Genomic DNA, 23,824 nt, shown 5'->3' with positions numbered 1-23,824 from the left:
GCACTGAAGACCGGTCTCGGGGTCGCGTCGCTGGACAACGGCACCCCCGGTGACGGGTTCGACACCCTCACCGCCGCTCAGGCCCGCCGCCTGGCGTGCAACGCCCGCCTCATCCCCGCGGTGCTCGGCACCCACTCCGAGGTCCTCGACCTCGGCCGCGGCGCCCGGTTGTTCACCAAGGCACAACGTCGGGCCCTGTTGCTACGGGACGAGACCTGCCGCGCCGAGGGATGCACGATCCCCGGCACCTGGACCGAAGCCCATCACCTGATGCCGTGGTCCCACGGCGGCGCGACAGATCTCGACAACGCACTGCTGCTGTGCTCGCGCCACCACCATCGAGCCCACGACGACAGCTACGACATGACCCGACTCGTCTCCGGCGACTACCGCTTCCACCGACGGAGGTAGCGGGTCGTGAGGGGGACTGTTCAGCAGCCGGCGGCCACGGCATTCTGGAGTTCTGGTGTCCGTGGCTCTCGGGATCCGCGGGGCAGGGGGTTCGCGTGAGCGCACTGACAGCGGCGGCGACGTCATCGAGATCTGGTGCGCCCTACCAGCTCGACCGCGACCAGATGGAACAACAGCGACGGGGCGCCGGACCTCGTGGTCCGACGCCCCGCCGCGGGTGCTGGTGGTCCGAGCTACTTCTTCCGGCCCTTCTTCGGGGCCGTGACCTTCAGCTTGTACTTCTTCGAGGTCGCCTTGGCGATCTTGGCGTTGCCCGGGTAGGTGACGCGGATGACCCAGGTGCCCTTGGGCAGCTTGGGCAGCTTGAAGGTCGCCTTGCCCTTCTTGAGCTTGACCCGGATCGTCCGGACCTTCTTGCCCTTCACCTTGCCCTTCGCGGTCAGCTTGACCACGACCTTGCCGGTGGCCTTCGGTGCGTTCGAGCCCGCCACCGCGACCTTGACGGTGACCTTGGCCCGCTGGTTGGCCGCGACCTTCTTCGGTCCCTTGACCGTGACCGTCGCCTTGGCCTTCGTCGGCGGAGCCGGCGTGGGCGTCGGGGTGGTCGTGGGCGTGGGCGAGCTCGTGGGCGTCGGGCTCGTGGTGGGCGAGGGACTCGTCGTCGGAGACGGACTCGTCGTGGGCGAGGGCGAGCTCGTGGGCGTCGGACTCGGCGTCGGCGTCGGCGACGGCGTGGGCGTCGGCGTGGGTGTCGGCGTCGGGCGCGGCGAGACCGTGACCGGTGCCGAGGTGGCCGTCACCGGCAGGAACGACACGATGACGTTGATGGAGTCCACCGCCCCGGTGTCGCTGACCTCGTCCGGTCGCCGGCCGGTGTCCCGGACGGTGAAGACGTCACCCAGGTCGGCCGCCGTGGGCGTGTAGGTCGTGCCCGTGATGCTCGGGTCGACCACCCCGTTGCGCAGCCACTCGATGCCGGTGGAGACGAGAGGCTCGTCCCAGTCGCCGGCGCGGGCGGTCAGGGAAGCCCCGACCTGGCCGGAACCGGTGATCCGCGGAGCCGTCGACGGACGCGGCGCCGGCACGTCACAGGTCAGCTTCAGCACCAGGGCGATCCGCTCCGGCGGCACCTGCATCGTGTCCGACTCGACGCCCGTGCAGCCGGGCGCGGTGGCGTCGACGCGATACCAGCCCGGGGTGACGTCCCACCGGAAGTAGCCGATCTCGTTGGTGGTCGACGGGTTGTTCCGGTTGCTCGGCGACATGATGTCGCTGCCGTCGGGCACCACCGTCCAGGGCCCCGCCTCGGTGTCGGAGCGATGCAGCAGCACCTGTGCCCCCTCGATCGGGCGTCCCCACTGGTCGGTGACGATGCCGGCCGGGTCGATGTAGATGTTGAACCGGACCGGGTCACCGCCACACGCCACCGGGACGTTGGTGGTCACCGTGGCGTCGCCCGTGTTGGGGTGGAGCGGCGGGATCGTGGCGGTGTAGCGACCGGCCGGTGACTCCGTCATCGCCACCGACTGGATCTGTCGTCCGTCGGCGAGGGAGACCGTCACCCGGGGGTTCGTCACGCCCGCGCAGCCGTTGACCACGAGCCTGGTCGACTCCGTGTAGACGACGCTCGGCACCCCGCCGGTGTCGCCGTTGACCGTGACGCCGGCGGGCACCGGGACCGGCCTGCTCAGCACGATGGCCGGCACGGTGGTGGTCTCACCGACCACGACCGTGGCGGTGGTGCCGCCACCGAAGAGGTCGCCGACCGGCCAGACACGGATCGCGTACTCCCCGGCCCGCAGGGCGGCGAGGCTGTAGCCACCCGCGTGGTTGGTCGTGGTGTAGCTGCACACGCCGCGGCCGCCGGTGCGGCAGACCTGGACGGTGGCGTCGACCACCGGGTCGGTGCCGTCGGTCACCTCTCCCTCGAGGTTGCCGAGCGAGACCACGATGCCCTCGTTGCGCACCTCGAAGTTGTAGCGCCCCGGCTGGGTCGACGACTGCGAGTTCTCCACGAGGGCTCGCTGACCCCCGTCGAGCAGCGCGCCGTTGGTCAGCGAGCCGTCCAGCTGCACGTGCGTACCGATGTCGCCGGTGCCGTTGGTGAAGCCGACCGCGGCCGACGTGCCACCGAGTCCGTCGCTGTCGCCCCCTGACGCCGACCCCGCCTCCCAGAGGACCTGGTCGTAGTTGAACCGGATGTCGAAGTCGCCGGCGACCCGGCCGGGGCCGGTGTCGTTGCGGGTCAGGATCATCTGGAAGGTGTTGAGGCGCTCGTCGCGGCTCGGGTAGTAGCCCACGTCCGCCCAGTTCACGCAGAACTGCTTGCCGTCGGGCGAGGCGCCGTAGGTCACCACTGCCGAGTTCTCACCCGTGGTGTCGACGTCGGCGAAGAACGGCGCGATCATCGGCACGCCAGTGTCGCCGGTCAGGTCCTCGGGCGTGTACTGCGACTGTCCCGTCCCGAAGGTGACGTTGCCGTTGTTGTTGACGTAGATGTCGTCGTAGGGCATGCCGTAGAGGCTGACCGGGAAGGGCAGGCCGACGGGGCCAGTCCAGCTGTCGTCGTTGTCGGCCAGGGCGTTGGTCAGGCACCAGGGCAGCTTCTGCCCTGCCACCTTGCCGAGGTCGGAGGGCAGCGGGGTCAGGGTGAAGTCGCCCAGCGCCGTGGGGGAGGCAGAGACCGTACGACTGTTGGTCGCCGTGGGTGTGGCGGGCAGCTCGGTGCCGCCACCGAGGAAGGCCGGGGTGAACCGCTTGCGCGAGATGCGCAGGGTCACCGTCGTGCCCTCGGCGACCGGGACGCTGAAGGCGCCGGCCTCGTCGGTGGAGGTCTCGGAGTGCTGGACCCACTGGCCCGAGTCGCCGTCCTCCTGCCACTCGTAGGCGGCGACGAACGCGTTGCCCAACGGCGTGGTGCCGGTCAGGACACGTCCGGTGAGGGCCGACGACCGGAGCAGCTGGACGTCCTTGGTCAGAGCCTGTCCGGCCGTCACCGCGAACGACCCGGCGGCCGCGGGGGTCGTCGCCCGCCGGGCGCCCAGGTAGGTGGTCACCTGGGTGTCGTCGAACGGGTCGACCTCCAGCACGTAGTCGCCGGCCGGCAGGTCGAGGGAGTAGGAACCGTCGTCGCTGTAGGCGTGCGCCTGCCAGGTGAGCTGCCCGTCCTCGTCGAGTGCGTAGGCGTTGACCGCACCGCCGACGGGCTCGCCGCCGGAGCCGGTGAGGGTGCCGCTGACCGTGGCGGCGGGCACGGCGTCGATGGTCGGCAGCTCGTCGCCGTCGGCGTGGGTGAAGCGTGACGCCGACTCGACGTCGGTGGTGTTGCCCAGGTAGGTCGGCACCATGCCGGCGCCAGACGCCAGGAGCGTGTAGGTGTGGTCCTCGCGGACGCCTTCCAGCGTGTAGCGACCGGTGGCGTCGGTGGTGGTCCAGGTGATGCTCTCCGGCCATCCGTCGCGAAGGCGCAGCAGCTCGACCGTGGCGCCGTCAGCGGGCACCCCGCCGACCGTCACCGTTCCGGAGACGGTGGAGCGTGCCGGGTTGCGCATCTGCACGTCGGGCAGCACGACTTCCTCACCGCGGACGATGGTCACGTCGGCGTAGGTGTGGGTGAGGTACTGCTCGGTCAGGTCGACGATCTCGAGGCGCCAGGCGCCCGGGTCGACGGGCAGCGCGAACGCGCCGTCGACGACGTCGGTGGAGAAGTAGTAGCCCTCGTCGGGGGCGGAGCCGGCCGGGTAGGCCCGGACCTCCGCGTCGTTGAGCGGGGACCCGTCGGGAGTCGTCACCGTGCCGGAGAAGCTTGCGCGCGCGAGCAGGTCGATGGAGGCCGTCGCGTCGGATCCCCCGACGACCTCGAAGACCCCAACGTCCTCGACGCCGATCGGCCACTCCTGCGCCCCGCCGGTGTAGGCGGGCGACTCGACGGCGTCGTCGTAGGACTCGTAGTAGCCGAAGTAGTGACCCTGTTCGACGACGAAGTCGAGATCGGTGGAGGCCCCCTCCTGGGAGATGAAACGGCTGTCCACGGTCTCGAAGCTCTGGAAGGCGTCGCTCCACCGGTAGAGGTAGAGCTGTCCGTAGAGCGAGGTGGTGCCCTCGGGGCCGGCGACCGTGACCGTGAGGGCCTGGGTCTGCTCCGCCTCGAAGGCCTTGGCATCGGGCGGATCAGTCTCCGCGCGCGCGGTCGAGGTGGTCAGGACGCTGAGCAGACTCGCCACCAACAGGGTGACGACGAGTCCGGCCAATGTCCGTAGGGATGGCAGGGAACGTTTCATGGGCCGCCCTCCAGCGGTGGTGTCCGGGTGTCAATGGGTTGAGTTTCCACCCGGATGAGGGGGCCGTGCGCGGCGCGAACGTAAAATTTTCGGTTCGAGGGCGAGAAAGTATGTCGGGACGGGTTTTACGTGCCCCATACGGGGTACGTAAGCGCATTTTATCCCGTCGCGGCCCGCTCAGGCCTCGACGACGGTGAGCAGCTGCGTCGCGCGGGTGAGCACGACGTACAGCGTGGCGCGCCCGGTGCTCGACTCGGTCTCGATCTCGTCGGGCCGCACCACCACGATGCCGTCGAACTCGAGGCCCTTGGTGTCGACGCCGGTCAGCACCACGACCCGGTCCTCGCCCGACGGGGCGACGGCGTCGTCCACGGCGGCGCGAGCCCCGCGGGCGTCGTCGGCGAACTCGTCCCACGACGCCAACCAGCCGTTGACCTGCGAGCGGCGGGCCACCGGCACGACGATGCCGACGGTGCCGGCGACCCGTCCGGCGATCTCAGTGACGGCGCGGCGCACCGCACCCTCGGGGTCGTCCCCGGCCCGCACGGTCACCGGCTCCTCGCCGGTCGATCGCACCGCCTCCGGCAGGTCGGCGTCGAGGCCGACGCGTTGGGCGTACGCCGCCGCGTGCGCGTAGATCTCGGAGGAGTTGCGGTAGTTCTTCGACAGGTGGAAGGCGTGGATCTCCTTGCCCGCCAGCGCCTCCGCGCGCGCCGCCTCGGACTCGGCGGGCACCGGCCACGACGACTGCGCCGGGTCGCCGACGATCGTCCACGACGCGGTGCGGCCCCGCCGTCCGACCATCCGCCACTGCATCGGGGTGAGGTCCTGCGCCTCGTCGATCAGCACGTGGGCAAACGGGTCGTCGTCGATCCGGTAGGTCGGCGGGCTCCACGAGCGGCCGCCGGCGAACTCGCGGTCCGACACGGTCGTCAGCTCCTGCAGGTCGCCCCCGACGTGGTCGTCGAGCGCGTGGTCGTCGTCGGTGCGCTGCGGCACGTCGCCGATCGCGTAGCGCAGCTCGTCGAGCAGCGGCACGTCCTCCACGCTGAGGTCCGAGGTGCCGGCCCACGAGCCGAGCAGCAGCTCCTGCTCGGCGGCGCTCAGCACGCCCTCGCCGACCCGGGCCAGGAAGTCGGGGTCGCGCAGCCAGGTGAGCACGTCGCTGGCTGCGAGGGGCGGCCACCACTCGACGGCGAAGTCGAGGAAGCGGCGGTCGTTGAGCATGTCGTCGTTGAAGAGCTCGCGGCCCCGCTCGCGGCCGCGGTCGCTGCGCACCTGGCGCCACATCGCGTCGAGCAGGGTCGAGGCCACCCGCGGGATCTGCCGGTTGCGCTGGCCGTGCGACATCAGCTGACGGCGCAACCGGCCCAGCAGCTGCGGGTCGAGGGTGATCCGGTTGTCGCGCCAGAAGATCTCGAACGAGCGCGGGCTGCCGGGGGCCTGCTGGCGCGCGGTGCGGCGCAGCAGCTCCGCCATCCGGGCCGCGCCCTTGACGTCGGCGACCGCGGGGGAGTCGTGGCGCGAGGCCTTCACCCCGTCGACGACCTCGCCCAGCGAGCGCAGCGCGACCGCGGTCTCGCCCAGCGACGGCAGCACCCGCTCGATGTAGCGCATGAAGACGCCCGACGGTCCGACCACCAGCACGCCACCGGACTCGTATCGACGCCGGTCGGAGTAGAGGAGGTAGGCCGCTCGGTGCAGCGCGACCACCGTCTTGCCGGTGCCCGGGCCGCCGGAGATCAGCACGACGCCCTTGCCGGGCGCGCGGATCGCCTTGTCCTGCTCGGCCTGGATGGTGGCCACGATCGAGTGCATCGACCGGTCACGCGCCCGCGACAGCTGCGCCATCAGCGCGCCCTCGCCGACGATGGGCAGGTCGGTCTCGACGGAGTCGTCGAGCAGCTCGTCCTCGACCCCGACCACCGTGCGGTGCTCGGCGCGCAGCACGCGGCGGCGTACGACGCCTTGGGGCTCCGCGGCGGTGGCCTGGTAGAAGACCGCGGCGGCCGGCGCGCGCCAGTCGATCAGCAGCGAGTCGCGGTGCTCGTCGCGCAGGCCGATGCGGCCCACGTAGCGGGGCGCGTCGTCGAGCTCGGGCCGCAGGTCGAGACGACCGAAGACCAGGCCCTCGTGGGCCGCGTCGAGCTGGGCGATCCGCTTCGCGGCCTGGAAGACCATCGCGTCGCGCTCGACCAGGCCACCTTCGTGGCCGAGGCGGCCACGGGCGTGACCCTCCTTGGCGAGGTCCTGCGCGGCGGTGGCCGACTTCTCGAGCTGGGTGTAGACGCGGTCGACGAACGCCTGCTCGGCTGCGACCTCTCGCTCCACGAGTTCTTCCGCCACGCGCTCCCACTCCACAGTTCGGCCCCGGTCGGCCCCAGCTCGGCCACACAGACCCTCTGGGCAAGAGGAAGACACTACTCCGCCCCGGCCACCGGACGTGCCGGGGACCGGGGCGGATACTGAGTCAGGGCACGAGGCGGTAGATCAGCAGCGTCTGCGCACTCGGGTCGACCTCGGCGCCCTTGCTGCCCCTGCCCTGGGGCTCGGCCCGCAGCTCGACGACCTTGCTGCCCTTCGCGACGACGGTGGTCTGCCAGCTGGTGCCGTTGTCTGGTTGGACGAGGGCGCTCCCACCGGTCTCCTCGCCGTCGACCCGCACCGACGCCATGAGGCTGAGCCCGCCCCGGGAGCGGGTGAGCTCCTGCACCAGGATCGGTGCGTCGGCGGCCTCGTCGGCGATGTCGTGGGACTGGTTGGCGGCGTCGGGCACCACTCGGTCGAGGCGCCAGAGGTGACCCTGCTCCCACCTGATGGTCTCGGCCTGCCAGTCGACTCCGGCGATGTCCTGCGTCTCGCCGACCGAGGTGTACGCGGCCGCAGCCAGCCGGGCCTCCGGGTAGTCGGCCGGGTCGAGGGGCGTGAGGTCCTTGACGGACCGGGAGATCCAGACCCGGGCCGTGCCGTCGGCCTGGCTGCCGTCGTCCGAGAGGTGCACCGAGTGGCCGCGGGTGAGGCCCAGGTCCTTGGTCAGGCTGCCCGCACCGTCGCCAGCGCCGCCGTCATCTCCCTGGCACTCCTTCGAGTAGCCGTGGCTGCTGCCCGATCCCACGACCTCGGTGTTCACCGACAGCCCGGCGGGCACGCCCTTGCAGGAGACCACGACCGAGAGGCCCTTGCCGGCGTCGCGGTAGGGGAAGCTCAGCTCCGTCTCACCGCGCTCGCCGACGGCCAGGCCGACCCGACGCGTGGTGGGGCCCTCGGCCCGGAAGTACTGCCCGTGGAATGCCTCGACCACGTCGGGCAGCAGTGTGGGGTCGGCGGCGTAGAGCGCCGCGCCGAGCCCTTCGGAGCCGGTGGCGCTGGTCACGGTGACCGTGCCCTCGAACCCCTCGGGGATCGTCACCCAGTCGTCGAAGTCGGCGCGCGAGGAGTCCCACCGCTGCTCCCAGGGGCCGTCGACACGCACGTCCTGGTCGTCGCCGGCCGTGGCCCAGGTGAGGATGCGGGTCTCGTCGGAGTGGCCGACCTCGATGTCGAGGGTCGACGCCGACGGGTCCTCCGTGCCCTCGAGGAAGCGGTAGGTGTTGTCGTAGGTCGAGACGGTGGCGGGCGCCTGCTGACCCAGCAGCGTGCGGCCCGCCGGGCCAGCGCCGTCGTCGCTGCCCAGCATCGGCAGCGTCACCGCGCCGGCCACCGCGACGACGGTCGCGGCGACCAGCCCCCCGCGTACGGCGTCGCGGCGGCGCTTGGCGGAGGTGATCCGGGCGCCCAGGGCGTCGCGGCGGGCGGCGGGGTCGAGGCCGCTGGCGTCGTGGGAGTGCTGGTCCAGGGTGTGGCGCAGGTCGTCGAGGGTGTTCATCGCTGACCTCCTTCGCTCTCGGCAGAGGGGGTGGGGTGCGTGGGGTGGGAGACGTCGGCCAGGCGCGGGTCGATCCGCAGCTTGGCGAGCGCCTTGCTCAGCTGGCTCTTGACCGTGCCCGGCGAGATCTCCAGGGCCGCGGCGGTCTCGGCCACCGACAGGTCCTCGAAGTAGCGCAGCACCACGACCGCGCGTTGGCGGCGCGGGAGCCGGGCCATCGCCTGCCACAGGTCGTGGCGGGCCTCGGCGTCGCCGGTCTCGCCGGCGGGGCGCTCGGGCAGGGCGTCGTGGGCCTGCTCGCCGTTCCACTTGCGGCGCCACCAGCTGGCGTACGTCGTCACCAGGATGCGGCGCACGTAGGCCTCGGGGTGGTCGTCGATGCGCTTCCAGGCGAACCAGGCCTTGGCGAGCGCGGTCTGGAGCAGGTCCTCGGCCAACGCGTGGTCGTGCGTCAGTAGGTAGGCGGTGCGCAGCAGGGCCGGCGACCGCACTGCGATGAAGTCGTCGAAGTCGACGCGTTCGGCAGGCGGGCGGCTCCGCGCGGCTTGTGTGCCCTGGAGGGTGGCTGTCATGTCCTCGGAGACCGGTTGGCCTCCACGATCGGTTGCCCGCGTCCCGAAAAATGTGTGCTCCCCCACGAGGACATCTTCGTGGGGGAGCGGTGGCTCCGTCGTGCTCAGCCCTTCGGGCGAGACAGGAAGGCCATCATCGCCTCGCGCGCCTCCTCGGAGGCGAAGAGCCGGGCCGACGTGGTGGCCACGTGGTCCTCGCGCTCGTCGATGCGCGCCACGAGGTCGGCGTTGAGCAGCTTCTTCGTCTCGCGGATGCCCTGGTTGGCGCCGGTGGCGATCTTCGCGACGAGGTCGTCGACGAAGGCGTCCAGCTCGTCGGCCGGCACAGCCTTGGTGACGAGTCCGTACGCTGCCGCGTCGGTGCCCGAGAACGTCTCGCCGGAGAGCGCGGCGAGCGAGGCGGCGCGCGGCGACATCCGGTGGAAGACGCTGAGGCTGATCGCGGCGGGAGCCAGGCCGAGCTTCACCTCGGTGAGCGCGAAGGTGGCGGTCTCGGCGCTGATCGCGACGTCGGCCGCAGCGACCAGGCCGATGCCGCCGGCGCGGACGGCGCCGAGGTTCTTGGTGACGACGACCTTGTCCATGGTGGCGACCAGGCGCTGGATCCCGACGATGGTGCGGGCGCCCTCCTCCATGCCGACGCTCGCGGCCTCGGAGAGGTCGGCGCCGGAGCAGAAGACCTTGCCCGACGACTGCACCAGCACGACGCGGACGTCGGGGTCGGCGTCCGCCGTCTGGAGGTGGGCGAGCAGCTCGGTCACGAGCTGGCGCGAGAGCGCGTTGCGGTTGTGCGGCGAGTCGAGCGTGATCGTCGCGATGCCGTCGGCGGTGGCGTAGTGGACGAGCTCGGCAGGGGTTTCAGCGGTCTCGGCGGTCTCAGACATGGGCGTCAGTGTGCCGCAGAAAACGGGCGCGTGGTGAACGATCGTTAACCTTTTTCTCGGATCGTGGACCTTCTCGGACGGCGCGCCCGTCTGCGCGGCAGCCAGGTGTCACGAGATGGCACCGTCCTGCCGCACAGACGGATCTCGTGGAGGCGCATCGGTGGACCAGGCCCCGGCCGACCGCTGACGCGAACTAGCCTTGCCCCCATGACTGAGCCCACGCAGCCCACGCCCACGGAGGTGCGAGCAGCGCTCGCCGAGCTCCAGGGGCACGAGGCGTGGGCGCTGGTCCGGTTGGCGCGCAAGGAGCCGGGCGACCCCGACGTGGTCACGTTCGTCGGCGGGCCCCGCAGCACGGTCGACCGGATCACTGACATCCCGCTCGACGACGGGGTGCCGGCCGAGGGCCGCCGCTTCGACCGGCTCGTGGCCGTGCCGTTCCACCAGGTCACCGAGCGTGGTTTCGAGGCCCACGACGACGGCACCCCGCTGGTCGTCGTCGACGTGGAGACCGAGCAGCGGTTCGCCGTCGACACCGTGCTCGACGCGATCGAGGACACCGGCCTCGACTTCACCGACCGCGGCGGATTCCGCACCTCCGACGAGGACTACGCGAAGGTCGTCGAGGCGATCATCCGCGACGAGATCGGTCAGGGCGAGGGCGCCAACCTGGTGGTCGGCCGGCAGTACACCGCGGTCGTCGCCGACTGGGACGCCGACAAGGCGCTGACCGTCTTCCGCCGGCTGCTCGAGCGCGAGCGGGGGGCGTACTGGACCTTCTGCTTCTTCACCGGTGACCGCTACCTCGTCGGCGCCTCGCCGGAGCGCCACGTCTCCGTGCACGGCGGCGACGTGCGGATGAACCCGATCTCCGGCACCTTCCGCGTGGGTGGCCGCTCCGCCGCCGAGATGAAGCCGGCGCTGCTCGACTTCCTGCGCGACGAGAAGGAGATCTACGAGCTCTTCATGGTCGTCGACGAAGAGCTCAAGATGATGTGCGACCTCTGCGACCAGGGCGGCATGGTGCTGGGGCCGTTCCTCAAGCCGATGACCCACCTGATCCACACGGAGTACCTGCTCGCCGGCCGCTCGAGCCGCGACGTGCGCGCGATCCTGCGCGACACCATGTATGCCGCGACCGTCACCGGCAGCCCGGTGGAGAACGCCTGCAAGCTGATCAAGAAGTACGAGGAGACCGGCCGCGGCTACTACGCCTCCGCGCTCGCGCTCTTCGGCCGCGACGAGTCGGGCGCGCCCACCCTCGACAGCCCGATCGTGATCCGCACCGCCGACGTACGCCCCGACGGGACGTTGACGGTGACCGCAGGCGCGACGCTGGTGCGCGACTCCGACCCGCACTACGAGGTCGCCGAGACCCACGCCAAGGCCGGCGGCATCCTGTCGGCCTTCGGGCTGGTGCCCGCCGCGGGCTCCCCGTCGGAGGGGCTCGCCGAGCTGGCCCGCGACGAGGACGTGCTGATCGCCCTGCAGGCGCGCAACCGCCGGCTCTCCACCTTCTGGCTGACCGACCAGGCGGGCGCCACGCCCGCCCCGGCGCTGGCCGGCATGCGCGTGGGGATCCTCGACGGCGAGGACGACTTCGTCAACATGATCCGCCACGTGCTCCGGGTGCTCGGGATGAGCAGCGAGGTCGTGCGCCACGAGGCCTGGACCGAGACCGCGCTGGACGACTACGACCTGGTCATCGTCGGCCCGGGCCCCGGCGACCCTCGCGACGGCGACGACGCCAAGATCGCCACCTTCCGCGCGGCCACCCGCCGTCTGCTGGAGCGGGAGCAGAAGTTCCTCTCGGTCTGCCTGGGCCACCAGACGCTCTGCCACGAGCTCGGGCTCGACCTCGGCTTCAAGGACATCGTCTTCCAGGGCACCCAGTCGAGCATCGAGCTGGGCGGACGCACCGAGCGCGTCGGCTTCTACAACACCTTCGTCGGCCGGACGCCCGAGGCCGGTCTGCCGGCGGGTGTCGAGGTCGACGTCGACCCGGAGTCCGGTGACGTGCACGCGCTGCGCGGGCCGCACTACCGCGGCATCCAGTTCCACGCCGAGTCGATCCTCACCGAGCGCGGCTTCGACCTCATCAACGAGCTGGTCACCGACCTGCTCCTCGACTGAGAGCGACGACTGAGAGCGACACGAGGGAGAGAAGGCACGTGGCAGAGCGGACCAGGCGGCCGACCAGGCAGCCCAACAGGCGGCCCAGCGCCCGGCGCTACGCCGTCGTCCTGACGCTGGTGGCTGCCCTGGTCGCCGGGGCCTGCAGCGCGGGACCCGAGCCGGAGCCTGTCGCGGAGCGTACGGTCTCGGCGGCCCCGACGCCGTCGGGCACCCTCACGCCCGAGCCCCCGCGGCGCCAGGCGTTGGCGGGCACCCGCCCCAACGTCGTCATGGTGCTGATGGACGACTTCTCCATGGACCTGCTGCCGACCATGGCGGCCGCGCGACGGCTCGCGCGGCGCGGTGCGACCTTCGACCACTTCGTCGTCGACTCGCTCTGCTGCGTCTCGCGCGCGAGCCTGATGACCGGGCAGTTCCCGCACCAGACCGGCGTGCTCACCAACAGCGCCCGTTCCGCACCCGGCGCGGGACCGGCCGGCGGCTGGGCGGCCTACCGCGACTACGGCAACGACGCCCGCACCGTCAGTCTGCGCCTGCAGAAGGCCGGCTACACGACCGGCTTCGTCGGCAAGTACCTCAACGAGTACGAGTACAACCCAGGTTGGAAGGTCCCGCCGGTGCCGCCGGGGTGGGACCAGTTCAACGTGCTCTTCGGGTCGGCCTACGACGGGTGGGGCTTCGACAGCCTCGACGTGGTCGACGGCCAGGTGGTCGTGCGCAACCATCCGCTGCCGCCCGCCTCCGCGCCGGCCGCCGAGAAGGACGCCGTCTACGCCGGCCAGGTGATCGAGGACTACGCGCTCGACTTCATCGCCGAGCGCTCGGGTGACGACGACCCGTGGTTCCTCCAGGTGAACCCGTTCGCCCCGCACAACCGGGTCAACGCCGAGGGCGCCTGGCCCGGCGAGCCGGTCTTCCCGGCCGCCTTCCGTGACCGCCCGGGTGGCACGAAGCGGGGCGGCAACTGCGGGCGGGTGCGCTGCGCCGATCTCACCGTCGCCGACTTGCCGGGGTATGGCGACGACTCGCGCGACAACACCCCGGTGCGCGCCGACGGCCGCAGGACGCGGGCCTGGAACGACCGAGCGCCGATGCGGCGCGGCGTCGCCGAGCAGCGCCTGCGCGACCGCGCCCGGATGGTGCAGTCGGTCGACCGGACGTTGGCGCGGATCATGAAGGCCGTCGACGACGACACCGTGGTGGTGCTGACCTCCGACAACGGCTTCCACCTCGGCCAGAACGGGCTCTGGGCCGGCAAGGGCACCGCCTACGACACCGACCTGCGGGTGCCGCTGCTCATGGCCGGCCCGGGCATCGAGCCGGGGCCGCGCGCGGAGTGGACCTCCAACATCGACCTCGCCCCGACCCTGGAGGACTGGGCCGGCATCCGGTCGCCGCGTCACCGCGCGGGCACGTCGCTGCTGCCGGCGCTCGAGGACCCCGAGCTGGCCGCCCGCGACCACGTCTTCGTCGACCACACCACCGACACGGTGGGCGACGACCCCGACCTGGCGTTCACCGGCGGCGAGCTGCAACGCATCCCCACCTACCTCGCGGTGCGCAGCCGCACCGGCCTCCTCATCCGCAACGACCTCGACCCGCGCGCCGCCGGCCGCCAGGTCGGGTGGGAGTTCTACTCCTACGCCGACCACCCGTGGGAGCGCCGCAACGCGTACGCCGCCCCGCGGCACGCCGCCGAGGTCGCCGCCCTGCAGCGCCGGCTCGAGGCCTTCGACGACTGCCGCTCGATCATCCGCAACCAGCGGTGGCCGAAGCGCTGCCGGGACCTGACGGGCCCTCAGTGAGCGCGACGCCCGGGTCGCCGAGCGTCGTCGTGGTCGACCACCACGACTCATACACCTGGAACCTCGTCCACCTGGTCGCCGGCGTCACCGGGGTGCTGCCGCGCGTCGTGCAGCACGACGAGGTGACGCCCGAGGAGGTGCTGGCCCACGACGCCGTGGTGCTCTCGCCCGGCCCGGGGCACCCCGAGGTGGCCGCTGACTTCGGGGTCGGACGCGCGGTGCTGTGCGCCGGGACCCGCCCGGTGCTGGGCGTCTGCCTGGGCATGCAGGGTCTGGTCACCGCGTTCGGCGGCCGGGTCGACCGGGTGGAGCCGGCGCACGGCCAGGTCGCCCGGATCACCCATGACGGCACCGGCCTCTTCGCTGGTCTGCCGCAGGGGTTCGCCGCGGTGCGCTACCACTCGCTCGCGGCGGTGACCCTGCCGCCGGACCTGGTGGCGACCGCGCGCAGCGAGGACGGGGTGACCATGGGCGTACGCCACCGCTCGCTGCCGCTGGTGGGCGTGCAGTTCCACCCCGAGTCGGTGCTCTCCGAGCACGGGGAGGCGCTGGTCGCGAACTTCCTGGCGGAGGTCCGGTGACCGAGGAGCTGGACGACCCCGAGGCCTGGTTCGAGGCGCAGGCCGCCGCGCACGGACGCTCCTTCTGGCTCGACGGCGGCGGTGCCCGGGAGTGGTCGGGGCGACGCTCGGTGCTGGGGCACCTGGTCGACGACGACGTCTCGCTGACCTTCCACGCCGCCGCCGGGGAGGTGCGCCGTCACGCGGGTGGGCGTACGACCGTGGTCGGCGACGACCCCTTCGTCGCGCTGGCCGCCGAGCTGGAGGTGGGCCCGTCGGACGCCCAGTGGTTCGGCTACTTCGGCTACGCCGCGCGTCCCGACCTGCCGGCCCGGCCCGACGCGCGGATGCCGGACGCGGTGTGGATGCGACCGAGCGTGGTGCGCCACTTCACCCACGACCCCGTCGCCCACCCCACCACCCACCCCGACACCGCCGGCGAGCCGATGGCAGGCGCGGGCGAGGTGCCGCAGTGGTACCGGGAGGCCTTCGCCCGGGTGCAGGAGGAGCTGCGAGCCGGCAACAGCTACGAGGTCAACCTGACCCACCGCGTCGTCACGCGTTCGTCGGTGGCGCCGGCCCGGGCGTACGAGCGGCTGCGCCGACTCAACCCGGCGCCCTACGCCGGCTTCCTGCAGCACGACGTCGACGGCGCCCGGGCGTGGCTGCTCAGCTCCTCACCCGAGCGCTACGCCGTGGTCACCGCCGACCGGCTCTGCGCGACGAAGCCGATCAAGGGCACCACCCCGCGGGGCGCGACCCCCCAGGCCGACGAGGCCTCCCGTGCGGCGCTCGCGGAGGGCGCGAAGTTCCGCGCCGAGAACCTGATGATCGTCGACCTGCTGCGCAACGACCTGGCCATGGTCTGCGAGCCCGGCAGCGTCCAGGTGCCGGCGCTGATGCAGGTCGAGTCGTACGCGTCGGTGCACCAGCTGGTCTCGACCGTCCAGGGACGGCTGCGTGGCGACGTCTCCACGCCACAGGTGCTGCGGGCGCTCTTCCCGGCCGGGTCGATGACGGGCGCCCCGAAGCTGCGCACGATGGAGATCGTCGACGCGGTGGAGTCGACACCTCGTGGGGCGTACGCAGGTGCCTTCGGGTGGGTGGCGGCGGACGGCCGCGCCGACCTGGGGGTGGTCATCCGGTCGCTGATGACGGCCGGTGACGGCGACTGGGTGCTCGGCACCGGCGGCGGGATCACGGTGCACTCCGAGGTCGCCGAGGAGTGGGCCGAGGCGGCGTGGAAGGCCGAGCGCCTGCTGCGGGTCTTCGACCTCTGAGCCGATGGTCTGGACCGGCCATCCCCAGTAATGGGGATTGAGGCCCCAGAAGGACATGTGACCCACGCCACCCGTGATCCACTCTGGTCCTGGGAGGGAAACCAGGGAGGGACTGGCCGGGAAACCGGCCGGGAGGGAATGCCAGGGAGGGCACAACCACACAGCGCGGGGCTTCGGGAGAAAGCCCCGCGCTGGTGGCATTTCAGGGCTCTTCTGGCAGTCGCGGACTCACGATCGTTCGGACACGCCCGTCGCGCCGGATGCAGGCGTCCTGGAGGACGCAGAGGTCCCGATGCCGGGAACCCACATCACCAGGCGCGCCCCGCCACCCGGGGCGCGGTCGGCGCGCACGGCGCCGGCGTGCCGCTCGGCGGCCTGCTGCACGATCGCCAGCCCGAGGCCGGAGCCGGGCATCGTCCGTGAGGTGTCGGCGCGGTAGAAGCGGTCGAAGACGTGGGGCAGGTCGGCCTCGTCGATGCCCGGGCCCTCGTCGTCGACGGTGAGCACCCCCTCGCGCAGGCGCACCGTCACGGTGCCCTCGTCGGGGCTCCACTTCACCGCGTTGTCGAGGAGGTTGGTGACCGCCCGCTCGAGGGCGGAGCTCTCGCCGCGCACGGTCCACGACTCCAGGTCGACGTCGAAGCCGACGTCGATCGTGCGGCGCCGCACCCGGGCCAGGGCCCGCTCGACCACCTCGGCCAGGTCGAGCTCGGTCACCGAGTGGGGCAGCTCCTCGTCGCGGGCCAGCTCCATCAGGTCGCCCACCAGCGTGGAGAGCTCCTCGAGCTGGGCGCGTACGTCGTCCATCACCTCGGCGTGCGCCTCGGCGGGCAGCCCGTCCCCGGCCTGGGCGAGCAGGTCGATGTTGGTGCGCAGGCTCGTCAGGGGCGTCCGCAGCTCGTGGCCGGCGTCGGCGATCAGCCGTCGCTCACGGTCGCGGGAGGCCGACAGCGCGGTCAGCATCTGGTTGAACGCCGCGGCCAGCCGGGCGATCTCGTCGTCACCCTCCACGGGCAGCGGACGCAGGTCCTGGGTGCGGGCGATCTGCTCGACCGAGCGGGTCAACCGGCGCACCGGGCGCAGTCCGTTGCGCGCCACGGCCCACCCGCCGAGGCTGGCCACGACCACGCCGCCGGCGCTGAAGAGCAGCAGCACGGTGCTCAGCTTGCGCAGGGTGCGGTCGGTCTCGGCGAGGGGTTGCATCAGCACCAGGGCGACGTCCTCGCCGGCCGGCACCGCTGCCACCCGGTAGCGCACGCCACCCTCGGCGGTGATCGTGCGCACCGACTGCGCGGCCTCCCCGCGCACCACCTCGGCCTCCGGTCCGCCCAGCTGCACCCGCGGCCCGAGGTCGGCGGTGAGGACCTCGCCCTGGATGTCGATGAAGACGACCCGCACGTCGGCGGCGCCCAGCACCCAGCCGGGCACCTCGAGCCGGGTGATCTCCTCCAGCGCCGGGTGGGAGGCGGCCTTCGTGGCGCGGTCGAGCAACGACTGGTCGAGCGAGGAGAGGATCTGCATGCGCATGGTGACGAAGGCGGTCGCCGCCATGAAGGCCACGGAGAGGCCCAGGGTGAGCGTCGTCAGCACGGCCACCCGGCTGGCCAGCGAACGTCGGTAGTGCCACCCGCTGCGCTCCCACCAGCGGTGCAGGAGGTTCATGCGTCCTTCAGCACGTAGCCCACCCCACGCACGGTGTGGATGAGTCGTGGCTCGCCCGCGGCCTCGGTCTTGCGCCGCAGGTAGCCGACGTAGACCTCGAGGGAGTTGGCGGTGGTGCCGAAGTCGTAGCCCCACACCTCGTCGAGGATGAAGGCCCGCTCCAGCACGCGGCGCGGACGCCGCAGGAAGAGCTCGAGCAGCGTGAACTCGGTGCGGGTGAGCTCGATCAGGCGCTCTCCCCGACGCACCTCGCGGGTGGCCAGGTCCATGGTGAGGTCGCCGAAGACCAGCACCTCCGCCTCCTCGGCGCTGACCGGGGCCGCCCGGCGCAGCAGCGCCCGCACCCGGGCCAGCAGCTCCTCCAGGGCGAAGGGCTTGGTGAGGTAGTCGTCGGCTCCGGCGTCGAGCCCCTCGACCCGGTCGCCCACCGCGTCGCGGGCGGTCAGCACGAGGATCGGCACGTCGTTGCCCGCAGCCCGCAGCGCGCGGGTTGCGTCGAGGCCGTCGAGCCGCGGCATCATCACGTCCATCACGACCAGGTCGGGCTGCACCGATCCGATCACGGCGAGCGCCTCGGCGCCGTCGCCGGCCAGCACCACGGTGTAGCCGTTGAAGTCCAGTGACCGGCGCAGCGACTCACGCACGGCCTTGTCGTCGTCGACCACCAGCAACGTCGCGCCCGACGACCCGGCTGAGGAGCCGGAGGACGGACCGGGCGGCGGGGTGGGTGAAGGGGCGGGAGCGTTCACGGAGCCAGCGTGCCACCGGGACCTGAGAAACGCCTTGCCGCGGCCCCGGCGCGGGCGCCGTAGCCGCCACCGAACATGCAGGCGTGCACCAGCAGCGGGAAGATCTGGTGGATGGACTGACGCTCCTCCCAGCCGTCGGCCAGCGGGGTCGTCTCGACGTAGGCCGCGGTCGTGCGAGCCAGGTGGGGCAGGCCGAAGAGCGCCAGCATCGCCAGGTCGGTCTCCCGGTGCCCGCCGTGGGCGGCGGGGTCGATGAGGTGCACCTGGCCGTCGAAGCCCCACAGGCAGTTGCCGTTCCACAGGTCACCGTGCAGACGGGCCGGACCCTCCTCGGGCACCAGGTCTCCCAGACGGCCGACCAGCCCTTCGACGGCGGCCGCGTCGTCCTCGAGGATCGCGCCCCGGTCGCGGGCCAGCTTGAGGTAGGGCAGCACGCGCCGGGTGGCGTAGAACTCCGCCCAGGTCGGTGCGGTCCGGTTGGGCATGGGCAGGCGTCCGATGAAGCCGTCGGTGTGGGCGCCGTCGCTCGAGCCCACCGCGCCGTACGCACTCGCGCCGGCTGCGTGCGTACGCGCGAGGCGGACGCCGAAGTCGCTCGCCGCCTCCTGGGTGGCGCGGCCGGGCTCGATCCACCGCACCACGATGCAGTCGGTGTCGACCGCCAGCACCTCGGCCACGGGCACGCCGTCCTCGACCTCACGCAGCCACTGCAGGCCGCGCGCCTCCGCCTCGAAGAAGCCGGCCGGGGGGTGCGGCAGGGTCTTCATCAGGGCCGTGGTGCCGTCGTTGAGGCGCAGCCGGTGGGCGGTGGCGATGTCGCCGCCGGCGACCGGCGCGGTGCTCACCACCGGGCGCCCGAGCAGGGCCTCGGCGCGGCGGGCGACCAGCGGGGCGCGGGTCATCGGCCCACGACGTCGGCGAGCAGCCCCACCAGGTGTGCGCTCGTCCGCTCGACCATGTCCAGCACCTCCCCGAAGCCTTCCTCCCCACCGTAGTACGGGTCCGGTACCTCGCCACCGGCGTCGACGGGATCGAAGTCGCGGAAGAGGCGTACGCGCGCCCGCTCGCGCCCGGCGGTGACGTCGGCGTGGTTGGCGTGGTCCATCACCAGGATCAGGTCGACCTCGTCGTGCCAGGCGTGGTCGAACTGCTGAGCCCGGTGGCGCGTCGCGTCGTAGCCGGCGGCGGTCAGCGTCTGCGCCGAGCGCGGGTCCATGCCCTTGCCGACGTGGTAGTCGGCCGTGCCGGCGGAGAAGACCTCGACGACCTCGTCAAGGCCCGCCTCGGCCACCCGGGCGCTCATCACGACGTCGGCGACGGGCGAGCGGCAGATGTTGCCCAGGCAGACCATCGCGACCCGGTAGCGGCCGGGCGTCAGGGGTTCGGGCAGCGCAGGTTCGGGCAGCGAGGGCGTCGGGGTCACCGGTCCTCCACCAGGAGGGCGGAGACGACGCGCTCGACGAGGGTGATGACGAGGGCGCCGCCCAGGGCGACCCAGAAGCCGTCGACGTGGAAGCCGAGGTCGGCCTGGCCGGCGATCCACGCCGCGAGCATCAGCATCGCCGCGTTGACGACCAGCAGGAAGAGACCGAGGGTCAGCACGACCAGCGGCAGGGAGAGCAGCTTGACGACGGGGGCGACGACCTGGTCGACCACCCACACGATCACCGCCACCAGGGCCACCGGCAGCACCTTGTCGCGCAGCTCCTCACCGAGCGGACCGTCGGTCCCCTCGAACCAGATGCCGTCGAAGAGCCAGGCAGCGGCGGCGACGCCCGCCATCGTGGCGATCAGGGTGCCGAGGAATCTCATGCCGCCACTGTAGGGGTGGCGAGCCAGCTCCGTCGGTGCGTCGGGTCGCCAGATCGGGCGGTGACTCAGGTCAGGGCCACCGGGTCGGCCGGGTGGTCGCCCCGGGACCGCTCGGCCAGCAGGATGCCGGTGACGACCAGGATGCAGCCGATGACGGCGACGGCGCCCAACGCCTCCTCGTGCCACGCCCAGCCGAGCGCGGCCGCGCCGACCGGCTCGAGCATCGCGATCGCGGTCACCGTCGTGGCCGGGATGAAGCGCAGGGCCGCCAGCTCCAGGCCGAAGGGCAGCAGGGTGCCGAGCAGCACCACCGAGGTCACGACCGTCCACAGCGGCAGGCTCAGGTGGTCCAGCGTGCCGAGCAGCGAGACGTGCGCACCCAGGTCGGCGTCGACGCTCCACGACGGCTGCACGACGTTGAGCACCACCGCGGCCACCGCGAACGACCAGAGCATGGTGCCCAGCGACGACATCGTGGTCTGCGCCTGCTCGCCCAGCAGGAAGTACGCGGCGAAGGCGGCGGCCGCGAGGAGTCCGGCGAGCACGCCGAGGGTGTCGAAGGAGGCGCCGCGCCAGGCCTCGGTCGCCATCGCGAGCCCGATGACGGCGAGCCCCAGCCCCCACCAGAGGCGGGCCGAGACGTCGTCGCGCTGCACGAACTTGGCCCACAGCGCCACCAGGAAGGGTGCCTGGAACTCCAGCAGGAGCGCGAGGCTGATCGTCAGCCGGTCGATCGCCACGAAGTAGAAGAACTGCAGGGCAGCCACGCCGAAGAGCCCCAGGCCGAGCACGACGACGACCTCGCGACCACGGGGCGGCCGGAGTGCGCTGCGTCGTGCCAGCAGCGCCACCAGCAGCAGTGCCACGGCGGTGCCGGTGATGCGCAGCGACGTCAGCTCGAGCGAGCTGATGCCTTGGCGCAACGCGACTCGGGAGACCCCGGAGTTGAGGATGAAGAGGAGGGCGCCCGCCACGACGAGGATGATGCCGAGGCTGCGCCGGGTCACTGCTTGGCTCGACACCCCTGCATTCTCACCTGATCCCCTCGCGGGGTCGGCGGCGCGGGTGGCCCGGTAGCCTCGGCGGGCGTGTGGGGTGGCGGCGTGGAGACGATGCTGGCGGGCGTGGCCGTGGTGGCCGTGGTCTGCCTCCTCCTCGGCCTGCTGCTCCGGCGGCGCCTCCCCGCGGTGAGTGCATGGGCGATCGCCGGCTTCGTCGGCGCGGTGGCGTGCATCGGCGTGCTGACGCTGACGCCGGCCTACGAGGTGCCCACCGTGATCGCCGCGGAGGACCGCCCCGAGACCTGCTCCCTCGACTACGGGGGCCCCTCGCCCGAGGGCTTCTGGATCGTGGGCGGGGGGCAACGGCTGCTCAACATGGTGGTCTTCGTGCCGGCCGGAGCGCTCCTGGTGGTGGCCTGTGCGCGCTGGCGCGCGGCGTACGCCCTGGTGCCGCTGGGCCTGCTGGGCCTGGTCGCCTACTCGGTCGCCATCGAGTGGTTGCAGCTGGAGCTCGCCCGCATCGACCGCGCGTGCGACGTGACCGACATGGTCGACAACAGCCTGGGCGCTGTCGTCGGCGTGGGGCTGGGGTTGTTGCTGGCGGTCGTGCTGAGGCCGTGGCGGTCCCGACCGACGCGGGGCCAATCTGGTTGAGACTTGAACTAGACGGTGGGCCGCACTAGGGTCGTTGCATGAGCGACGACCTGAAGCCGACCTACACCGAGAAGGGCAAGTCCTTCGAGCGGGACATGAGCTACGTCCCCGACCGGATCCTGGCCGGGGAGCGCTCCGCGGACCCCGACGACGCGGCGTACGGCGGTCGTGACCCCGAGCGCGACGGCATCACCCGCTGGCCGGTCGAGCCCGGTCGTTACCGCCTCGTCGCCGCGCCGGCCTGCCCGTGGGCCAACCGCTCGCTCATCGTGCGCAAGCTGCTCGGACTCGAGGAGGTCATCAGCGTCGGCCTGCCCGGCCCCACCCACGACAAGAACTCCTGGACCTTCGACCGCGACCCCGGCGGCGTCGACCCGGTGCTCGGCCTCGAGCGGCTCCAGCAGGCCTACTTCAACCGCTACCCCGACTACCCCAAGGGCATCACGGTGCCCGCGATGGTCGAGGTCGAGTCGAAGCAGGTCGTCACCAACGACTTCCCGTGGATCACCCACGACCTCTTCTTCGAGTGGCAGGAGTTCCACCGCGAGGGCGCCCCCGACCTGTGGCCCGCCGACCTCCGCGAGGAGATGGAGCAGGTCATGAAGCGGATCTTCACCGAGGTCAACAACGGCGTCTACCGCTGCGGCTTTGCCGGCTCCCAGGAGGCCTACGACGACGCGTACGACCGCCTGTGGGCGGCGATGGACTGGCTGGAGGAGCGCTTGGCGACGCGCCGCTACCTCATGGGTGACGCGATCACGGAGGCCGACGTACGCCTCTTCACGACGTTGGTGCGCTTCGACGCGGTCTACCACGGCCACTTCAAGTGCAACCGCAACAAGCTGAGCGAGATGCCGCACCTGTGGGGCTACGCCCGCGACCTCTTCCAGACGCCGGGCTTCGGCGAGACGGTCGACTTCGAGCAGATCAAGGCGCACTACTACGTCGTGCACACCGACGTGAACCCGACCGGGATCGTGCCGAAGGGGCCGGACCTCAGTGTTTGGGAGACGCCGCACGGGCCCGAGGAGCTCGCTGACGGCTGAGGCTGCGGAGGCGTGACCCCGCGTCAGCCGAGGCCGGTGCCGCAGGACCCGCAGAACTTCGCGGACCGGTCGGGCGCCTGCGTCCCGCACTCCCGGCAGTAGGGACCGTCCGTGCGCTGCGCCTGCGTCTGGCGGTCCGACGGGGTCAGCCCGGTGTGTCGCAAAGAGTCGCGCAGGACCGGTGACAGCTCGCCGGAGGCGTAGCGGGCCGCGATGGCGCCGTAGCCTGCGCGGCACATGGCCATCCCGATGGCGAAGACGATGAAGCCGCCCATGAAGAGCGCCATCTCGGTCACCGGCATGGCGTCGAAGTCGGCGTCGGCGCCGAAGGTCAGGAACGAGATGAACCCGTAGGCCGAGGTCAGGCCACCGACGACCGCGATGACGGGCCCCGCGAGGCGGAAGAACGTGCGCAGCTGCGCCTGCTGGGGGAGGCCGGGGCCGGGGTACTGGTCGTCCATGCGGGTCACTCTAGGGCAGCGATTCGGTCAGCCGGTCGACCTGGGCGAGCAGGTCCGGCAACGCGTCGGCGAAGGTCTCGCGCGACCACGACCCCGGCATCGAGGTCTGGTGGTAGAGGCCGTCGCCGATCAGCATGATCGTGCGAGCGACGGCCGGGTCACCGACCTCCGTGACCAGCTGGTCGAGCCAGCTGCGGTGCAGGTCGTCGATGGCCGCCAGGGCGTCCTGGTGCCCGGCCTGGGCGAGCCGCAGGGTGGCGCGGTAGATCGGGTCGAGCTCGTGGTCGACCTGCCACGACGTACGCACGAAGTGGCGCGCGGCGCCTTCGGGTGCGGTCCGCATCGCCTCGAGGTCGCTGGCGGTGACCTCGAGGAAGCGTTCGAGCACGGCGTCGGCGAGGGCGTCGCGGCTGGGGAAGTGGTAGAGCAGGCCGCCCTTGGAGACCCCGGCCCGGGCGGCGACCGCGTCGAGCGTGGCACCGCGCTCGCCCTCCAGCAGAAGCTCCACGAAGGCGCGCAGCACCTTGTCTCGGGCGTGGGGAGGGCGGGCCATGGGTTTCTCCTATGTCAAGCGGCGGCTGCGAGTCCAGTCGCAGCGCGGGCTTGGTGGTCGGTGGTGAGGTGGTTGAACACGATCCGGGAGAGG

At 72.0% G+C, this 23,824-nt stretch carries 20 protein-coding genes; 7 read left to right on the top strand and 13 right to left on the bottom strand.

Annotated elements, in window-relative coordinates; all coding sequences use genetic code 11:
- On the top strand, positions 1-411 hold a 411-nt coding region (locus tag IEQ44_RS15180), incomplete at its 5' end, for an HNH endonuclease signature motif containing protein (RefSeq protein WP_193639322.1).
- Between the two features lie 233 nt (positions 412-644).
- Here the strand turns inward: IEQ44_RS15180 and IEQ44_RS15175 are convergent.
- The 5 genes from IEQ44_RS15175 to IEQ44_RS15155 all read right to left on the bottom strand — a co-directional run bounded on the left by IEQ44_RS15175 (position 645) and on the right by IEQ44_RS15155 (position 10,012).
- Complete coding sequence (locus tag IEQ44_RS15175) at positions 645-4,691, bottom strand: carboxypeptidase regulatory-like domain-containing protein (RefSeq protein ID WP_193639321.1); 4,047 nt, start codon at positions 4,689-4,691, stop codon at positions 645-647.
- A gap of 177 nt (positions 4,692-4,868) precedes the next feature.
- Complete coding sequence (locus tag IEQ44_RS15170; protein WP_193639320.1) at positions 4,869-7,037, bottom strand: HelD family protein; 2,169 nt, start codon at positions 7,035-7,037, stop codon at positions 4,869-4,871.
- 124 nt (positions 7,038-7,161) lie between these two features.
- Positions 7,162-8,556, bottom strand: a complete 1,395-nt coding sequence (locus tag IEQ44_RS15165; RefSeq protein ID WP_193639319.1) for a hypothetical protein — start codon at positions 8,554-8,556, stop codon at positions 7,162-7,164.
- Positions 8,553-9,128 (bottom strand): SigE family RNA polymerase sigma factor, encoded by a 576-nt coding sequence (locus IEQ44_RS15160; RefSeq protein WP_193639318.1) that lies wholly within the window; start codon positions 9,126-9,128, stop codon positions 8,553-8,555. Before IEQ44_RS15160 ends, IEQ44_RS15165 begins: the two co-directional genes overlap by 4 nt.
- 104 nt (positions 9,129-9,232) lie before the next feature.
- A complete protein-coding gene (locus IEQ44_RS15155; RefSeq protein WP_193639317.1) occupies positions 9,233-10,012 on the bottom strand; it encodes an enoyl-CoA hydratase-related protein in 780 nt (259 codons plus the stop codon).
- 207 nt (positions 10,013-10,219) lie between these two features.
- On the opposite strand from IEQ44_RS15155, the gene IEQ44_RS15150 reads away from it, so the two are divergent.
- The 4 genes from IEQ44_RS15150 to IEQ44_RS15135 are packed head-to-tail and all read left to right on the top strand — an operon-like array spanning position 10,220 to position 15,793.
- Positions 10,220-12,145, top strand: a complete 1,926-nt coding sequence (locus IEQ44_RS15150) for an anthranilate synthase family protein (RefSeq protein ID WP_193639316.1) — start codon at positions 10,220-10,222, stop codon at positions 12,143-12,145.
- A gap of 38 nt (positions 12,146-12,183) precedes the next feature.
- A complete protein-coding gene (locus tag IEQ44_RS15145) occupies positions 12,184-13,953 on the top strand; it encodes a sulfatase-like hydrolase/transferase (RefSeq protein WP_193639315.1) in 1,770 nt (589 codons plus the stop codon).
- Entirely contained in the window at positions 13,950-14,534 is a 585-nt protein-coding gene (locus IEQ44_RS15140; RefSeq protein WP_193639314.1) for an anthranilate synthase component II, read from the top strand. The genes IEQ44_RS15145 and IEQ44_RS15140 overlap by 4 nt, the downstream gene beginning before the upstream one ends.
- Positions 14,531-15,793 carry an anthranilate synthase component I family protein gene (locus IEQ44_RS15135; RefSeq protein ID WP_193639313.1) on the top strand — a complete coding sequence of 421 codons (1,263 nt, stop codon included), beginning with the start codon at positions 14,531-14,533 and terminating at the stop codon, positions 15,791-15,793. Before IEQ44_RS15140 ends, IEQ44_RS15135 begins: the two co-directional genes overlap by 4 nt.
- A 228-nt stretch (positions 15,794-16,021) precedes the next feature.
- Here IEQ44_RS15135 and IEQ44_RS15130 read toward each other — a convergent pair whose 3' ends face one another.
- The 6 genes from IEQ44_RS15130 to IEQ44_RS18005 all read right to left on the bottom strand — a co-directional run bounded on the left by IEQ44_RS15130 (position 16,022) and on the right by IEQ44_RS18005 (position 21,038).
- A complete protein-coding gene (locus IEQ44_RS15130) occupies positions 16,022-17,455 on the bottom strand; it encodes a sensor histidine kinase (RefSeq protein WP_193639312.1) in 1,434 nt (477 codons plus the stop codon).
- Positions 17,452-18,126, bottom strand: a complete 675-nt coding sequence (locus tag IEQ44_RS15125; protein ID WP_193639324.1) for a response regulator transcription factor — start codon at positions 18,124-18,126, stop codon at positions 17,452-17,454. Before IEQ44_RS15125 ends, IEQ44_RS15130 begins: the two co-directional genes overlap by 4 nt.
- A gap of 74 nt (positions 18,127-18,200) precedes the next feature.
- Positions 18,201-19,106, bottom strand: a complete 906-nt coding sequence (locus IEQ44_RS15120) for a fructosamine kinase family protein (RefSeq protein WP_193639311.1) — start codon at positions 19,104-19,106, stop codon at positions 18,201-18,203.
- Complete coding sequence (locus IEQ44_RS15115; RefSeq protein WP_319804709.1) at positions 19,103-19,627, bottom strand: low molecular weight protein-tyrosine-phosphatase; 525 nt, start codon at positions 19,625-19,627, stop codon at positions 19,103-19,105. The genes IEQ44_RS15120 and IEQ44_RS15115 overlap by 4 nt, the downstream gene beginning before the upstream one ends.
- On the bottom strand, positions 19,624-20,016 hold the full coding sequence (locus IEQ44_RS15110) for a phage holin family protein (protein WP_193639310.1): 393 nt from the start codon (positions 20,014-20,016) through the stop codon (positions 19,624-19,626). Before IEQ44_RS15110 ends, IEQ44_RS15115 begins: the two co-directional genes overlap by 4 nt.
- 65 nt (positions 20,017-20,081) lie before the next feature.
- A complete protein-coding gene (locus IEQ44_RS18005; protein WP_193639309.1) occupies positions 20,082-21,038 on the bottom strand; it encodes an EamA family transporter in 957 nt (318 codons plus the stop codon).
- Between the two features lie 90 nt (positions 21,039-21,128).
- On the opposite strand from IEQ44_RS18005, the gene IEQ44_RS15100 reads away from it, so the two are divergent.
- Together IEQ44_RS15100 and IEQ44_RS15095 are read left to right on the top strand one after the other, a co-directional pair.
- On the top strand, positions 21,129-21,671 hold the full coding sequence (locus IEQ44_RS15100) for a VanZ family protein (RefSeq protein WP_227487577.1): 543 nt from the start codon (positions 21,129-21,131) through the stop codon (positions 21,669-21,671).
- A 38-nt stretch (positions 21,672-21,709) separates the two neighbouring features.
- Positions 21,710-22,717, top strand: a complete 1,008-nt coding sequence (locus IEQ44_RS15095) for a glutathione S-transferase family protein (RefSeq protein WP_193639307.1) — start codon at positions 21,710-21,712, stop codon at positions 22,715-22,717.
- Positions 22,718-22,740: 23 nt separating this feature from the next.
- Here the strand turns inward: IEQ44_RS15095 and IEQ44_RS15090 are convergent, their stop codons facing one another.
- Both IEQ44_RS15090 and IEQ44_RS15085 read right to left on the bottom strand, forming a co-directional pair.
- Positions 22,741-23,178 (bottom strand): zinc ribbon domain-containing protein, encoded by a 438-nt coding sequence (locus tag IEQ44_RS15090; RefSeq protein ID WP_193639306.1) that lies wholly within the window; start codon positions 23,176-23,178, stop codon positions 22,741-22,743.
- 10 nt (positions 23,179-23,188) lie between these two features.
- Positions 23,189-23,731 carry a TetR/AcrR family transcriptional regulator gene (locus IEQ44_RS15085; protein WP_193639305.1) on the bottom strand — a complete coding sequence of 181 codons (543 nt, stop codon included), beginning with the start codon at positions 23,729-23,731 and terminating at the stop codon, positions 23,189-23,191.
- Positions 23,732-23,824 lie beyond the last annotated feature (93 nt).

The sequence above is a fragment of the Nocardioides malaquae genome (assembly GCF_015070385.1).
GTDB lineage: Bacteria > Actinomycetota > Actinomycetes > Propionibacteriales > Nocardioidaceae > Nocardioides > Nocardioides malaquae.
This window is presented reverse-complemented; position numbering and strand designations above follow the sequence as displayed.